This is a genomic window from Athalassotoga sp. (assembly GCF_049965695.1).
Lineage (GTDB): Bacteria > Thermotogota > Thermotogae > Mesoaciditogales > Mesoaciditogaceae > Athalassotoga.
In genome coordinates this window covers 12,063-28,943 of the sequence record NZ_JBMFWB010000005.1, presented here as the reverse complement: position 1 = coordinate 28,943, position 16,881 = coordinate 12,063, and the positions used below count along the sequence as shown (strand labels likewise).

General features: G+C 39.7%; 12 protein-coding genes. All 12 read right to left on the bottom strand.

What is annotated here, in order from left to right:
* Positions 1-289 precede the first annotated feature (289 nt).
* The 12 genes from ltaE to polA all read right to left on the bottom strand — a co-directional run bounded on the left by ltaE (position 290) and on the right by polA (position 16,880).
* A complete protein-coding gene (ltaE, locus tag ACP5NR_RS02470) occupies positions 290-1,318 on the bottom strand; it encodes a low-specificity L-threonine aldolase (protein ID WP_428004292.1) in 1,029 nt (342 codons plus the stop codon).
* Positions 1,319-1,379: 61 nt separating this feature from the next.
* Positions 1,380-1,577 (bottom strand): cold-shock protein, encoded by a 198-nt coding sequence (locus ACP5NR_RS02465; protein WP_428004291.1) that lies wholly within the window; start codon positions 1,575-1,577, stop codon positions 1,380-1,382.
* A 127-nt stretch (positions 1,578-1,704) separates the two neighbouring features.
* Complete coding sequence (locus ACP5NR_RS02460) at positions 1,705-3,252, bottom strand: bifunctional metallophosphatase/5'-nucleotidase (protein WP_428005891.1); 1,548 nt, start codon at positions 3,250-3,252, stop codon at positions 1,705-1,707.
* Positions 3,253-3,272: 20 nt separating this feature from the next.
* Positions 3,273-4,814 (bottom strand): VTT domain-containing protein, encoded by a 1,542-nt coding sequence (locus ACP5NR_RS02455; protein WP_428004289.1) that lies wholly within the window; start codon positions 4,812-4,814, stop codon positions 3,273-3,275.
* Positions 4,811-5,938 carry a diphosphate--fructose-6-phosphate 1-phosphotransferase gene (locus ACP5NR_RS02450; protein ID WP_428004288.1) on the bottom strand — a complete coding sequence of 376 codons (1,128 nt, stop codon included), beginning with the start codon at positions 5,936-5,938 and terminating at the stop codon, positions 4,811-4,813. The genes ACP5NR_RS02455 and ACP5NR_RS02450 overlap by 4 nt, the downstream gene beginning before the upstream one ends.
* Positions 5,935-7,701, bottom strand: a complete 1,767-nt coding sequence (locus tag ACP5NR_RS02445; RefSeq protein WP_428004287.1) for a M3 family oligoendopeptidase — start codon at positions 7,699-7,701, stop codon at positions 5,935-5,937. Before ACP5NR_RS02445 ends, ACP5NR_RS02450 begins: the two co-directional genes overlap by 4 nt.
* 13 nt (positions 7,702-7,714) lie before the next feature.
* Entirely contained in the window at positions 7,715-9,130 is a 1,416-nt protein-coding gene (gene pyk, locus ACP5NR_RS02440) for a pyruvate kinase (protein WP_428004286.1), read from the bottom strand.
* A 13-nt stretch (positions 9,131-9,143) separates the two neighbouring features.
* On the bottom strand, positions 9,144-10,103 hold the full coding sequence (gene pfkA / locus ACP5NR_RS02435; RefSeq protein ID WP_428004285.1) for a 6-phosphofructokinase: 960 nt from the start codon (positions 10,101-10,103) through the stop codon (positions 9,144-9,146).
* Positions 10,100-12,511, bottom strand: a complete 2,412-nt coding sequence (mutS, locus tag ACP5NR_RS02430; protein ID WP_428004284.1) for a DNA mismatch repair protein MutS — start codon at positions 12,509-12,511, stop codon at positions 10,100-10,102. The genes pfkA and mutS overlap by 4 nt, the downstream gene beginning before the upstream one ends.
* On the bottom strand, positions 12,501-13,781 hold the full coding sequence (miaB, locus tag ACP5NR_RS02425; protein ID WP_428004283.1) for a tRNA (N6-isopentenyl adenosine(37)-C2)-methylthiotransferase MiaB: 1,281 nt from the start codon (positions 13,779-13,781) through the stop codon (positions 12,501-12,503). The genes mutS and miaB overlap by 11 nt, the downstream gene beginning before the upstream one ends.
* Entirely contained in the window at positions 13,778-14,239 is a 462-nt protein-coding gene (locus ACP5NR_RS02420; protein WP_428004282.1) for a universal stress protein, read from the bottom strand. The genes miaB and ACP5NR_RS02420 overlap by 4 nt, the downstream gene beginning before the upstream one ends.
* A gap of 4 nt (positions 14,240-14,243) precedes the next feature.
* Complete coding sequence (gene polA / locus ACP5NR_RS02415) at positions 14,244-16,880, bottom strand: DNA polymerase I (RefSeq protein ID WP_428004281.1); 2,637 nt, start codon at positions 16,878-16,880, stop codon at positions 14,244-14,246.
* Position 16,881: the final 1 nt, after the last annotated feature.

Here is a 16,881-nt window from a genome sequence, read left to right as displayed (position 1 = left end):
ATTCCGAATCTAAACTCAGGCAGGTGCCTACAACGGCAGATAGCATGTGGCTCGTAGCACGTAGAAAAGAGATTAGAGTTTAGACATTAGAGATGGTTCGTAACGCGTGACGCGTAATCTCCGATTGACAGAGTCTTTTACTGTTCACTCTTCACACATCACTTCTCACCAATTGAGGCATCCTGCCTTCCGCTAAGATGAGTAGAAATTCGATTTTTAAACTGAAGTACCCTTACACCGAAGCAATCAGATTCTGAAAAAGTATGACATTTTATGTTATCGTGTCGGATCAAATTTGGTTGAAATATGTTTTCACCCGTTCGATGACGTACATGACATCTGATCTTGATACATCTTTGTTCGTGACAAATCTGTATTCACCGTTTTCAACTGAATTTATCTTGATACTCTGTTTCAACATGTAAGAAACAAAATCACCGTCGTTTAAATGATTTTTGAATCTGAAAAACACCATGTTTATATCAAGCCTGTTTTTAAAAACTTCTATTTCGTTCAAAGATTCAAGACCTTCAGCGAGCAAACGCGCATTTTCATGATCTTCGCACAACCTGGGTATCATATCTTTAAGCGCAACTATACCTGCAGCGGCGATTATTCCAGCCTGCCTCATGCCGCCACCCATCAATTTTCTTCCCTTCCTTGCTTTTTCAACGAATTCCTTTGTTCCTGCAAGCATAGATCCTATTGGCGCGGCAAGCCCTTTCGAAAGACAAAACATGACGCTATCTGTGTTTTTTGCAATTTCTTTCGCGTCAACACCAAGCGCACACGCCGCGTTGAAAATTCGCGCCCCATCGAGGTGAACCGGTATTCCGTGAGAATTGGCTATTTCATGAATTCGCATCATCGTTTCAACATCTGTTACCGTTCCCATACCATGGGCATTTTCCAAACAAATAAGTCCTGTCCTTGGGAAATGAATGTTCTTTTCTCTTATAAGACTTTCTATCTCGTCAGGATCGGGATGACCGTTTGTAGATCTGAATGTTCTAAGTTGAACTCCGGCTATGACGGCCGATGCGCCTGCTTCATGGATCATTATGTGCGAATAATCGTCGACTATTACCTCGTCTCCGCGCAAGGTGTGAGTAAGAAGGGCAAGTTCATTTCCAAAAGTTCCAGATGGAACGAAAATGGCCGCTTCTTTTCCCACCTTTTCGGCTGCCAATCTTTCAAGTTCAATTACAGTCGGATCATCTCCGTAAACATCATCTCCGACCTCGGCCTTGAACATGGCTTCTCTCATTTTAGGGGTTGGTAATGTAACGGTATCACTTCTTATGTCTATTATTTTCATACCTTCTCCTTTCATCAAAAAAGCCCGATCTTTAATCGGGCTTCAGATAATTTTGTTGGATTCAAGCCGATCTTACATTCGATGCCTGTTTACCTTTTGGCCCTTCTGTGATGTCAAAGACGACTGCTTGATTTTCTTTTAGACTCTTGTAACCATCCATTTTGATAGCCGAGTAGTGCACGAAGATGTCATTTCCATCTTCCATCGTTATGAAACCATAGCCTTTCTTGGCATCGAACCACTTAACAGTACCTTTCATTTACCTTGCCTCCCAAATGAAATTGGTTCTCTCAAACCACGATCATATTTTAACACCAAAGCGATAAAAATCAACGTACCTTTAATCCCTTTTATAATTAACTCATTTACTTTAAGCGGGGTATAAATCAGTATACTACATTCCAACTGCCCTCGATTTTGGGTTCGATTATTCTCATGTTTTGTATATATTCGACGATAAGATCGGCAATCTGAACCTTGATCTCTTTTATAGGCTTTTTGTCAAGAAACATAGTGTATCCCCCGTTTCCTCCGGCCTGATAACTGTTTACGGCTATTGTGTATTCTGCATTTTCATCGAGAGTACTTCCATTTATTTCGAGTTTTACAACTCTTTTGCCTTTTTCCTTTGTCAAATCCATCGTGTAAGAAATTCCTTTAAATATGTTGTATTTGTATCCTGCAAGGTCTCCTGAAGAAACGACTCTTCCGTCTTTAAGATCAAAATAAGAGGCCGAATGTTCGATCATATTTTTTATATCAACACCTTTTAGGCTAAACACTTTAAGGGTATTTGAAAAGATATACACTCCCATAACATCTCTTCTTCTTATCGTTCCTTTTTCCCAGCCGCGAATTTCGGAAGAAAAAATTGCGGTTGCGGATATTTGGGCACCCGAATAATGAAGTTGAACATCGTTTATAAGATTCAAAAGTGCGGTTTCATGGGTTCGTGCGTACATCACATCAGGTATACAAAAATCTCCTGCCGCCTCTCCGATTGGTTCATCAAGCCATTTTTGGACGGTAATTTGATACGGTTTTTCCATTTTAATCATTTCTTTGTCAGATAAAAGATCTGGCTTTAAAAGTTTAACTTCGCTCGATTGCACGGTCCATTTATCATCGAATGATAATTTCAAATCTATCTTTCCCAAAGCCTTTCCCCAAGATGAAGCCATTATGACAGGGATATCTTTTATTTTTGTGGCAAAAGACTTATGTTGATGTCCGAAGATGTAAGCGGAGACTCCTTCCAAAGTATTCGCCATCTCGTATCCTTGGTTTTCACCGGTCGGTTCTGATATGATCTCTCCACTGTCAGGATCTTTTTCAAATCCTCCGTGATATCCCACTATTATCACGTCTATCCCCAAATTTTTCAAATCACGGATGTAAACTTCGGCAGTTTCAATGGGGTCTAAAAAATCTATATCTTCTATGTATTCTGGATCCTCCCAAAATGGTATGTATTTCGTTGTAAGGCACAAATAGGCCACTTTAGGACCTTCATCAAAATCGAAAATCACGTAACCTTTTCCAAATGCCGGTTTTCCGGTTGCCCTGTAAACTATATTTGCAGAGGTGATTGGAAATGCCGCTTCAGAAATGGCTTTTTCAAGTACTTTCCTTCCAAAATTGAATTCGTGATTTCCTATGGTCATGGCATCGCACTTGAGATAATTAAGCGCTTTTATCGTCGGATCTGATTTTGAGTTATCTACATTTCCATGATAGTATTCCAAAGGAGATCCCTGAATAGAATCTCCGTCATCAAGGTAAAGTACGTGATTTTCCGTCATTCTGACATTTCTTATCACGGTGGAAATCCTTGCCAATCCATAATCAATGGGACGTTTTGTCGCATAGTCTATTGGAAATATGTAGCCGTGGATATCAGTCGTGGTAAGAATTGTCAAGTCAAAATTTTTCACAAAAACACCTCGACACTTTTTTATTTTTTCTCAATTTTAACGGTTATTTTGTATTTCTTCCACAAAAACCAGAAAATAAGAATTGCTATGGCTATTATGCCGATGATTGGCCATTCCATAACCAAAAAAGTGTAAATGTAAGCGGACAGATTCTGCATGGCTTGATTGAAATTGGATTTCAAAGATGGCAATTCATCCTGAATTACCGAAATTGAACTGCCATTTACACTTATCATCGCGTATCTTCTGCCACCAATCTCAATATTTGGAATCGGAGAATTGAAATATCCTTTCGTTCTCCCAGTCGATACGACAAGATCGACTTTGTTGTTTTTCAGTATTTGTTCGAAATTTTGCGAGGTCTTCTCGTCTAATCTTGTACCGCTTTTCCCCATCCAAGAAGATGGGAAATGCATGAAAACTATTTTGTGAACGTATGTTGATGCCTTCGATAATCTGTCTGACAACCAATCGAGTTGCGATTGATTTAATTTATCGTCTGCAACATTCAAAGTTACAAAAAATGTGTTTCCAACATGAAATGTGTATTCATAACTTCCGAATATCGAATAAAAATTGGCATAACCGCCATCTGAAAATTCTTTTGGCCCCGGTACGGCCAAAAATGGCATCTTTATTTTTTTAAGATCGTTAAGTAATATTTTATATTTCGAAAGATCTCCGGAGTAAACCATATTTCCAAGGTCAACGATAAAACTTTTTGAGTTTGACGTTGCCATTGCAGATGCAAACGCATCGAAGAATTCAACGTTGTAAAACGTGTTTCCGACAGCGTAAAATGAAAAATCACCTTTTATTTGCTGAACTTTGGTGATATTCGTGTAGTTAAGATCGTGAACTTTCACAGGGAAATAAGCCTCGTAAAGTGCAAAAAAAACGAAAAAGGCTAAAAATGACCATAAAACAAAGTTCACAAATATCGTGAAAAGCCTTACGTGTTTTTTCAAAAACTTGTAACCAAAATAAATCCCAAAGGTAACCCCAACGAGGATAAAGACAACGATCCATATTATATCCATGCTAACGCCAGAGAGTCCAAGTTGAAAACCGAAATAGGTCAGGATGAGTGACCATACAAGGCTTCCCAAAAAAGTGTAAAGGGTGTAACTCCAGATGTTCATTTTTGCAATCCCTGCAGGAATCGCGACAAGACCTCTTACAACCGGAAGCAATCTTGTTGTGAAAACTGTAAAATTACCGTACTTGTTAAACCAATCTCCCATAGCATCAAGATGTTTTTCGGAGATCAAAACATACTTTCCCCACCGTTTTATGAAGTTTCTTCCGAAAATCATCGAAACATAATACAACGCAATCGATCCGATTGTGCCTCCGATTGATCCCATCATCACGACACCGAGCACGTTGAGAGTTCCTTTGGAAGCGATATACCCGCCAAGAGGAAGTATTATTTCACTTGGTATGGGAATGGAAAAGCCTTCCAAGATCATCGTGAACAATATACCGAAATATCCGGCTGAATTTATTGCCCATATTGAAAAATTACTTAAGGAATTTAAAAAGAAGTGTATGATGCTCAAATTTTTCTCCTTGCGTATTTTGGCATCTTTCCAATTAAAGGTCTTACATATGCTTTTAACTTTAGATCGTCAAAATCTGCCGGCATGGTTTTTATCTTATTTCCGATTCCTTCGATCGAAATGATCCTGGTCTTCGAAGAATAAGCATTTCCATCATTTCTTTCGATTGACACGAAAAATGCATTTTTACCCTTCTCAAGAGCATCGACAGCATCCATTCCTACCATTACAGCCTCTTTGACATCAACTTCGGAAACGAGATGAGATGCCGATCTTTGAAGAAAAGATGGATTCACAAATTTGACTTTACCTATTTTTTCGATTATGTTGGCAACTCTTTCGCCTGCCCCGCCCAATTTTGGGTGGCCGAAGGCATCTTTGATTTCGATGCTCGAAAAATATTTTCCGTCCGTGTTTTTTATGCCTTCAGAAACGGCAACAAGCACCATACCTTTTTTTGTTGAAACCTCATCAAGGATTTGTTTTTCGGTCACTGCTTTTTCTGGTATATAAGTTATCACATTCAAACCATCGACGATCTCTTCAGAAAGTTTAACAGATGCAGTAAGCCATCCAGAATCTCTTCCCATTATCTCCATAACGCATATGGATACCTTTGAATACGAATTTGAATCTATAACAAATTCAGATGCAATGACGTTTAAAAATTTCGCCGCACTCGGAAAACCAGGACAGTGATCCGTTTGAACGAGATCGTTATCTATGGTTTTGGGTATGCCGCCTGTAAGAAGCGGCAATTTTCTTCTTTTTGCCTCCATGGATATCTTTGCAACGGAATCCATGGAATCATTGCCACCTATGTAAAGAAAGGCATCTATTTTGTTGGCATTGATGACATCGAAAAAACGATCGTAGATCTGATTTGGTGGTTCTGGAAGATTATATCTGCACGATCCAAGGTACGATCCGGGAGTTTTTCCCAAAAGACGCATCTCTTCATTTCGCATTTTAAGGTCAATCAACCTTGATTCCAAAATTCCTTCTATGCCGTAAAGGCCTCCGATTATCTCATGTTTGTGCATTTTAGCCCTTTTAATCACGCCTGAAAGTGAGGCGTTTATCACGGCCGTCGGCCCGCCGGACTGGGCGACAAGGATTTTCATTTTACTTCACTTTCCAATCTTTTAACAAGATTTTCCTCGATGTAATCGAAGCCGCTTTGCCAGAATTTCGGATCTGAAAGTTTTACTCCGAAAGGTGCTAAAAGTTTTTCCGGACTATCAGAACCTCCTGCCGAAAGCAGGTCGATATATCTTTTTTTAAAATCAGTCATACCCGCCTTGTATCTGGCATACAAAGATATGACAAGCAACTGGGCAAAATCGTAAGCATAGCAATAAAAAGGCGTATGAAAGAAATGAGGAACCGAAGACCATTCCCATCTGAATTCTGGATTGTATTCAACAGCATCCCCAAACATGGTATGAAGTTCTTCATCATAAATATTCGAAAGTTCATCGAAGGTGGATCCGTCTTTAGATATTTTTTCATGCGCGCGTCTTTCAAATCTGGTAAACATGTTTTGTCTGTTCATGGTTGCAAACAGATCCTCAAGTTTGGATGCAACAAATGGTACTGTTTCTTTTTGGGGAAGTGTCTCAAGAAAATAATCCATCAAAAGCATTTCGGCAAAAGTAGAAGATGTTTCTGCCATCGTAAGAGGTGTATGATATTGAAGAATATTTTGTTTTGAAGAAAGCACACCATGAACGCCATGACCGAGTTCGTGACCGAGCGTTATGACATCTTTTATTTGGCCGGTAAAGGTTAAAAGCACGTAAGGATGGACAGATGGTGTCGAATAAGCGCAAAATGCTCCACCTTCTTTGGCAGGCAGAGGAGCAGCATGAATCCAGTTTTTATCGAAAAAATCATCGGCTATCCTTCCGAATTTATCGTCGAAACCGTAAAAAGCCTTTCTTACGATCTCTTTTGCCTCTTTCCATGAAAAAGTTTTTTGAACATTTCCCACCGGTGCATATATATCGCTTAGTTTCATTTTGAATCCCATCAACTTGTTTTTCACTTTGTAGTACCTATTAACGAGAATGTTGTTATCTGTCGTTACATCTACAAGCGTGTCAACGACTGAATCATTAACCTCGTTATCAAGATTTCTCATGCTGTTCGGAGTAGAATATCCTCTTAAAAATGCCTCTGTATCGTAATCTTTTGCCACAGCGTTGTAAGCACTTTCTATTTCAAGCGCATTTTTTTTATATCTTTTAAACAATTTTACGCTTGCCATTTCTCTTACCTTTGAATCAGGATGCATTCGAAGCGATCGAAGTTGACTGCCATTCAAAGTTTGTGCTTTTCCGTCTGTCTTGACTTTGAATTTGTAAGTTGATACGAGTTGAGTGTAAAATTTGATAAACGCATCGCTGCCCGTTACATTTTTATGCACTATGATTTGTTCTTCTTTTTCCGAAAAAACATGATCTTTGAATCTTCGGGAAGATTCGATGAAATGTCTGTATTTTTCAACTGACGGAATGATCCGGTTGAAAACATCATCGGGCATCTTCGATATCGCTATGCCAAAAAAGACGAGGTTAGACTGAAATTCTGTTTCAACGTTCTCGAACCATGACATGAGTTTTTTCACTTCATCGGAAATGGTATTTTCTGCAAATTTAAGTTGAACATATTCGGAAATCTTTCCAAAGCGATCGTAAAGATCAGAAAATGCTTCGATGGAAGCCTTCGCTGAATTTGAATCGTGAAAAATCTGATCTGTATTTGAATACCTTTCGTGAAATTGCCTGCTTTCTTCAAGCAGTTTCTCGGCATCTTTTTTAACTTCTTCCGACGATTTGTAAATATCTCCAAGATTCCATAATATTTTTTCAGCACCAGTTTCCATCGATGACACCTCCTTAAATTTTGTGAATTTGAATAAGGTTTGTCGTCCCGGAAAAACCCCAAGGAATTCCGGCCGTTATGATCACATTTTCACCGGGATTGGCAAGACCCATTCCAAGAAGTTCTTTTATAGAATTTTCTATCATCTCATCCGTGGATTCAACCCTATCTATGACAGTTGGGACAACACCCCACACGAGCGCCATTTGATGGTACGAAGTTTCCTTCGGGGTAGGGGCAAAGATAACTGCTGACGGTCGAAACTTTGACACATGTCTTGCCGTATATCCTGAAAATGTCGATGCTATTATGATAGAAGTACCCACCTCTATGCTCAAATGCCAGGCCGAATAGGCTATCGCATCGCTTACATTTTGACTTTTCTTAATGGCTGATGCCCTTATGTTTTCAGATATATCAAGATATTTTTCGGCCTTTCTCGTTATCTTATCCATGAACTGTACCGCTTGAATCGGATAACTTCCTATCGTTGTTTCCTCTGAAAGCATAACCGCGTCTGTTCCGTCTAAAACGGCATTTGCTATATCCGTGATCTCGGCACGAGTAGGTCTTGGATTTGTGACCATCGATTCGAGCATCTGAGTTGCGGTTATAACCGGTATGGCACGTTCGTTACAAAGTCTTATGATGCTTTTTTGTGCTATCGGTAGGTCTTCCGAGGCTATTTCGGCACCGAGATCGCCTCTGGCAACCATTGCACCATCCGAAACATCTAAAATTGATTCAAGATTATCGAGAGCCTGTTTGGTTTCTATTTTTGAAATTATACGTGCATCTTCGAATCCTTTTTCTTTAAAGATTTGGCGTAAATCCGACACATCCTTTGGCTTTCTGACAAAGGACAAAGCAACGTATTCGGGTTTTAACTGTGATATAAGTTCTATATCGTTTAAATCTTTTTCGGTAAGCGTTGGTACTCCAAGATCGACTCCCGGCACGTTTATTCCCCTGTTGTGGGTTATTTTTCCACCGTTTACAACTTCTGTGACGATTTCTTTGTCTGTTGAAGATAAGACTTTTAGATTTATGAGTCCATCGTTTAAAAAGATCGTATCGCCAGATTTTACATCTTTCGGAAGTCCGAGATAACTTACGGAAATTTTGTTCTCATCGCCGAGCACATCATCGACGGTTAAAACGAGTTTAGAACCTTTTTTGAGATCAACGTATTCTGTCTTTAATTTTCCAGTTCTCAACTTTGGCCCTTCTATATCCATAAGAATTGCAACAGGAAGGCCAAGTCTTTTTCTTATTTCTCTTATGTCTTGAACGGTTTGCGCTTTCTCTTCGTGCGTTCCGTGAGACATATTCAGTCTTGCCACATTCATCCCCGTTCTCACAAGAGATTCCAACATTTCTTTTTTTAAAGTCACAGGTCCTATGGTACAAACTATTTTTGTTTTCCTCATTTTAAAGATCTCCTTAGGATAAAGTGTTCGCAAGATCGTAAAGACTCAAATCAAGTTCTTTTTTCTTTTGGAGCGCCCTGTTGAGATCGACAGAAACGATGTTGTTCCCTTGAATTCCTATCATGACATTTGATTGGCCATCTATGAAGGCTTGAACTGCGGCCGATCCCATGCGGGAGGCCAGTAGTCTGTCTGCAACGGAAGGAGAACCTCCTCTTTGAATATGACCGAGAATGGTCACACGCGTTTCGTATCCGGTTCTGTTTTCGAGATGACGAGCGACGGTGTAAGCACTTGCCGCTCCTTCCGCAACAACGACGATGGAATTTATCTTTCCGCGTTTTCTTCCGGCAAGCAATTTATCCCCAAGCGCTTGATAATCAACCTTAACTTCTGGTATGAGTATTGCCTCGGCTCCGGTTGTCAAACCCGAAATAAGGGCTATGTATCCACAATCTCTTCCCATCGTTTCGACTATGAACGCCCTTTCATGAGAAGAAGCCGTATCTTTGAGTTTTTGAATGTTTTCGACGACCGTGTTCAAACACGTGTCAACCCCTATGCACATGTCAGTCTCGGATATATCGTTGTCTATGCTGCCCGGTAATCCAATGACTTTGATATCACTTTCAGCCGCAACAAGCGCGGCACCATTTAAACTTCCATCGCCACCTATCACGATAAGTCCTTTTATTTCATGATCTTTAAGAATCTTGTAGGCTTCCTGGCGTCCTTTGTCAACCTTGAATTCCTGGCATCTTGCGGTTCTGAGGATGGTGCCTCCTCTTTCCATTATTCCTCCAACATCTGAAAAATTAAGCACTTTCATGTCGTCCTCGAGAAGGCCTGCGTATCCTCTCATTATCCCGTAAACCTCAAGTCCTTTGCTTACACCATACCTAACAACTGCTCTGATGGCTGCATTCATTCCCGGTGCATCTCCACCACTTGTCATAACTGCTATCCTTTTCATTTTAATCCTCCTCTATTTTCGAAAAGACCTATTTGATCTTCATTCACGCTTTTGATCTTTTTTTTGATACTTTCAACTTCTCCCGATGTCAAAAATCTTACACCTTTTTCTATATGGCTCGCCGATGATATTGCCTCTGCAACTTGATACGCCCTTTCGACAATCTCAGCCGGAATTCCGGCAATTTTTGCAACTTCTATTCCGTAACTTTTATCAGCCGTCCCATATATCACTTTGTGCAGGAAAAGCACATTTTTATCTTTTTCTAAGACCTTTATCGTTAAATTGTAAATATTTGAATATATCTTTTCGAGTTCTGAAAGTTCGTTGTAATGAGTTGCGAAAATGGTAAAAGCACCTACTTTCTGAGAAATATATTCTGAAACGGCCCACGCTATGCTTAAACCATCGAAGGTGCTCGTCCCGCGACCTATTTCGTCCAAAATCACCAAAGAATCTTTTGTCGCAAAGTTCAATATGGTAGAAACTTCTGACATTTCAACTAAAAAAGTGCTTTTGTTTGACGTGATATCATCTCTTGCACCTATTCTCGTGAAAATCCTATCAAAAATCTTCAATTGAGCGCTTCGCGCAGGCACAAAAGCACCCATTTGCCCCATGATCGCGATAAGCGCTATCTGACGGATAAAGGTCGATTTTCCAGACATGTTAGGACCTGTTAGGACAACAAAATGTTTTTCTTCATCCATATCAAGATCATTTGAAATGAATTCATTTACCATTTTCTCGACGATTGGATGACGTCCATCTTTTATTTTAACACTTGAACCAAATGAAGGCCTAACGTAATTCTCCTGAACGGCCATCCATGCAAAGGCAGAGATCATATCAATGAATGCTATCTTAGAGGCATTTTCAAGGATTTTATCTTTATCTTTGAGTACCGCGTTACGTATCTTTTCAAAGCATTCTATTTCGAGACTTGTCACATCTTCATTTGCTTGAAGAACATGTTTTTCCATCTCGCTGAGTTCAGGCGTCGTATAACGCTCGGCATTGACAAGTGTTTGTTTTCTGACATATTCCGGAGGAATTTCTCCTTTGTATCCTTTCGAAATTTCTATGTAATAGCCAAAAACAGAACTGTAGCCAATTTTAACCTTATTTCCTATCTTTTTTCTTTCTTTTTCTTCATATTTCTTTATGTATCCGTCGATATCGTAAAGGATAGACCTTGCCTCGTCAAGGGCTTTCGAAAATCCATCGGCTATAACTTTACCACTTCCAACATCGCCTTGAGGATCTTCTGCAATTGCGCTTTTCAAAAGAGAGAAAAGATCATCGACAGGATCGAGAAAATAATCCGAGAAGATCGAATTTCCCTTTATCCATTTATCGATATCATGAAAAGATTCGATGCTTTCTCTTAAGGCTACCGCATCAGATGGAGTGGCAGCAGCGTAAGTCATCCTTGAAATTATCCTTTCAATGTCCCGTATTCTCGATAGAGTCTTTCTCAAAGATTCGAGTTCGGTAAGATGAAGCGTTAGGAATTCAACAAGATCAAGCCTTTTTTCTATCTGCATCTGATCCGCAAGAGGGGAGATGATCTCCCGTCTTAAAATTCTTTGACCCATACTCGTAACGGTTCTATTCATATGAGAGTAAAGCGATAAACCTGTGGATTTTGTTATTTCAAGATTTGAGATGGTAAGAGTATCGAGAAAAATTCTGTCTTTTCTTCTCAACTTAACGGGCCTTTTCACGTTGTCAAGCGATCTTTTTTGAGTTATTTGAAGATACTTGAGAATGGCTGCCGCGACAGTTTTTTCTTCTTTTGTAAGTTCAAGAAAAGAAATATCTTCGACACCGAATTGATCTTTAAGCACGTTATCGGCATTTTTAGAGTCAAAGTACCAATCTTCAACTCTTTCAGTGAAAATACCGTTGATCGTCTTCAGATCTCCTTGATGTATGATATGTTTGGGATTGTACTTTTCTATCGCTTCTTCAGAAGGATCAACGAAGAAATCACCCGTGGATATATCGATAAGCGCAGTTACGCCTTTGTGATAGGAAGCGATGTAGTTGTTTGCCACCGTAAGTACATCGTCTTCTATTATTGTACCAGGCGTTACAACTCTCGTAACGTCTCTTTTGACAATTCCTTTAGCCAGTGCCGGATCCTCTAATTGATCGCAAATTGCAACTTTGTTACCATTTTCTATGAGTTTTTTCAGATATAGATTAAGCGCATGATAAGGAATACCGGCCATTGGATGATCGCTCCGATGCGTCAAAACAAGCCCCAGCACTTTTGACACGTATCGGGCATCATCGTCAAAAGTCTCATAAAAATCGCCGAGCCTGAAAAGTAACACACAGTCCGGATATTGTGCTTTAAGGTTAGTATATTGTACCATCATTGGAGTTAGATCATTTGGCAAAGACCGACACCTTCCCGATCTGGCCGTAAAGTGTACCGGATTTAAAAGCGGTTAACCTAACTTTTAAAATTTCACCTTCGGGTATTTTATCGTCTACAAAGACCATTCTGTTGTCGATCGTTCTTCCGTAAGATCTGTCGGCAGAATTACCTTCTATCATGATTTCAACTTCCTGCCCTATGATCTTTTCGTTAAGTGATTTTTCTATATCATGTTGAAGCGATGTTAACTTTGCAATTCTGATTTTTTTCACCTCATAAGGCACATCGTCAGGATAAAATTTTGAAGCGACGGTTCCAAACCTCGGCGAATACGGAGCCACATTCAATCGAATGTATCTTGCGGCCTTAACAAGAGATAAAGTTTCTTCAAAATCTTCATCTGTTTCTGTCGGAAAGCCGACTATTATGTCACCGCCTATTGTGGAGTTCTCGACTTTTGATCTTATTTCATTTACAAGTTCCAAGTATTCAGATTGGCTGTATCTTCTGTTCATTTTTTTAAGTATTCTATCGCTGCCGGATTGAGCGGGAATGTGGAAATTTTTTGAAAGTTTGGGATATTTTGCCACGGTATCGATCAATTCGGTGGTTATATCTGAAGGATACGAGGTTAAAAACCAAAATCTTTCCATACCTTCTATTCGCTGAGAAATTTCAAGCAATTTGGCAAGAGACATGTTATCCATATCTTTTCCATAAGAATCAACGTTCTGGCCTAAAAATGTCACTTGGTTGTATCCTTGCAACGCAAGTAACTTAACTTCATCAACTATATCTTCGAGAGGCCTTGAAAGTTCTCTCCCTCTTGTGTAAGGAACGATGCAATAAGTGCAAAATTTGTCGCATCCGGCTATTATATTTACCCATGCATGTTTTTTCTGGCTTCTCAAAGCCGGTGTCGCGGCATTTACTTCGCATATATGATCTTCGAGGTCAATTTTTTTTGTTCCCTCAACCGCTTCAGTTATAGATGTTATTGCCCTTGTCCCTATTATAAATTCAACATCGTAATTTTTCAATTTATCGGACATGGCCTGTGCGACACATCCGGTTATTCCAACTTTGTATCCACCTTTTTTAAGCCTTCCTATCAAACTGTAAACTTTGTTTTCGGATTTTTCTCTTACGGCACAGGTGTTAATCACGACAAGATCTGCCGTTTTTAGTTCCGTGACAATCGTATGGCCTGAATTTACAAGCAATCCTTTCATTACTTCGGTATCGTGAACGTTCATCTGACATCCATACGTTTTGAAAAAAATTTTCATTCCTTTTCTCCCTTGCATTTTACGACGAGTACATCTGTTTTTGCAGTCCTTATAAGTTTTTCTGCCGTCGTTCCAAAAAGAAATTCAGAGACCCATCCGCCCTTTCCGTAACTTCCCACAACAAGTAAATCTGCTTTCCATTTTTCGGCGTAAGCGATTATTTCTTTGTTTGGAATTCCCGTCCTTACCTCTTCTTCAAATCCATAATCGCAATATTCTTTTAAACTTGATATGAACTTTCTCATGGCCATTTCCTGATCTCTTAAAACTTGCGCTTGAACGTTCAAAAATGACGGATTCATCTCACTCGCAGCGGCGAAATTGTACATAGTCGTGGTATCCACAACCGCTATGACGGCCGCCTGCGAACCTTCTCTTTTGGATATCTCGATTCCCCTTTCAAAAACAACTTTTGAAATTTCCGATCCGTCAACGGCAATTAAAATCTTCTTGTACATTTTATCACCAACTTTCCCCAACCTCAATTTCCACCTTAAGTGGCACCTTCATGTTAAAAGCATTTTCCATCGATTCTTTGATGATTTGCTCTATCGCATCGATCTCTGCCTGCGGAACCTCAAAAACGAGTTCATCATGCACCTGAAGGATCATCATCGATCTCATTTTCTCTATCTTTTTGTCTATGTTTATCATCGCAAGTTTTATTATGTCCGCGGCACTTCCCTGAATGGGCGCATTTATCGCCATTCTTTTTCCTTCCTCAACGATGTTCCTGTTGGAACTTTTCAATTCCGGAATGTCTCTTTTTCTTCCAAAGATCGTTTCGACATATCCGTTTTTCATGGCAAAATCGATGGTGTTATCAAGGTACGCTTTAACCTGCGGGTAGTTTGCGAAATAATGTTTTATGATTTCATCGGCACTCTGTGTGGGTATTTCAAGTCTTCTGGCAAGTCCATAAGCACTTATCCCGTAAGTTATGGCAAAATTGACCATCTTACCGATTCTGCGCATGTCCGAAGTTATCTGGTTTTGATCCACACCATATATTTTTGAGGCCGTAGTGGCATGAATGTCTTGATCATCTTTAAAAGCCTCTATAAGTGCCGGATCTTCGCTCACGTGCGCGAGCACTCTCAATTCTATTTGAGAATAGTCAGCACTTACTATTTTCCAGCCATTTTCTTGGGCACGTATGGCTTTTCTTATTTCAAGTCCTGCTTCATTTCTCGCCGGAATGTTTTGCAAATTAGGTTCGCTACTTGAAAGTCTACCCGTCGATGTACCTGTTTGATTAAAAGAAGTATGAAGCCGTCCTGTTTTTGAGTTTATCAATTTCGGAAGCGCATCTATATATGTCGATTTCAATTTGAAATATTTTCTATAATCAAGCAGCATCGAAATAATCGGATGTTCATCTTTCATATCTTCAAGCACTTCGGCATCGGTTGAAAAAGCCTTTGTTGAAGTTTTTTTCCGTGGTTTAAGTCCGAGTCTCGAAAAGAGTACCTCCGAAAGTTGTTTTGGTGAGTTTATGTTGAATGGCATGCCTCCTGCAAGATCGTAAATCTTTTCTTCTATCTTTTTCAACTTCGAATCGTACTCTTGAGAAAGAGTTTGAAGGAATTCCCTGTCCACATAAACACCGTTCATTTCCATTTTCGCAAGTACTTTGACAAGTGGCATTTCTATTTTGTAAAAAAGATCTATAAGATCCCGATCGTAAAGTTTTTTATTCAAAACATCGTAAAGCCTGTAAGTCATATCCGCGTCTTCAGCGGAATATCTTGTTGCATCCTCTATCGAGACATTTTCAAAATTTTTCCCCTTTGTGACTTCATCGTAAGAGATGCCCGCATAATTAAGGTATCTCATGCCGAGATCTTCAAGAGAGAATCTTCTTTCGTTTGGATTCAGTAGGTAAGCCGCTATCATCGTGTCAAAGTGCGGGTCAAATTTTATTCCGTGGTTGATCATGACTTCGAGATCGTACTTTAAATTTTGTCCTATTATCTTCAGATTTTGATTTTCAAGTAAAGATTTTAAAATTTCGAGTGATCCTTGACCTACATTTTGCCCGTTCTTGTGGCCAATCGGAACGTAATAACTGTTTGATCCATCCGAGAGAGAAACGCCAACGAGTTTTGCCGAAAAAGGATCCAGCGATGTTGTTTCGGTATCAAAGGCAAAGATGCCTTTTTTCGAAAAAACTTCTGAAATTTTTTTGAATGTCTCGATTGAATTGACGGTGATGTAATTGGAATCTGAACCCTGCCTTTCATAGAGATCGAATTCTGCTTTAAGAGTGTTAAACTGAAGTTCGTCGAAAAGTTCGGAAAGTTTTCTCTTATCCGGTCCGCTGTAAGGCATGAGATCGACAGATATCGGTACATCTGAAGACAAAGTTACAAGTTCTTTTGAGAGTTTCATGTTAGATTCTCCATCTATAAGTAACTTTGAATATCTCTTTGGCAGTTCATCAAGATGGGCGTACAAATTTTCGACGGTGCCATAGGTACTCAGCAATTCCACCGCACTTTTGTCACCTATGCCTTTGACTCCGGGAATGTTATCGGATACATCTCCAACAAGAGAAAGATAATCTCCGATTTGTGATGGTTTAAGTCCATATTTTTTAACCACCATTTGTTCGTCGTACTCAAGAAGGTCTGAGATGCCAAGAGAAGCAAATCTCAACACTCTTACGTTACCTCCGACAAGTTGAAGCAGGTCTTTGTCCCCCGTCACAACGTATATTTGGTCAAGAGTGGGAGAAAATTTTTTAACGATTGTCGCTATAACATCATCAGCCTCATATCCTGTTCCCTTTAAAAGAGGTATTTTAAGGCCTTCTATCAATCTTTCTATGTAAGGCAATTGATCCACCATCATTTCAGGAGTTGGAGCCCTGTTAGCCTTGTAAGCCTCAAAAAGTACGTGCCTAAAAGTGTGAACCTTTGAATCCATCACAAATACAAGGCTATCATTTTGCTTTACACGCTCTCGTATGAATTTCAAAAGCATTTTTGCCACACCAAGCACTGCCCCCGTTGGTTTACCATCAGAGGTTGAAAGCGGTGGAAGCGCGTAATAGGCTCTGTAGACAAGAGCGGTGCCATCAAAAATGTAAAGTGACAAA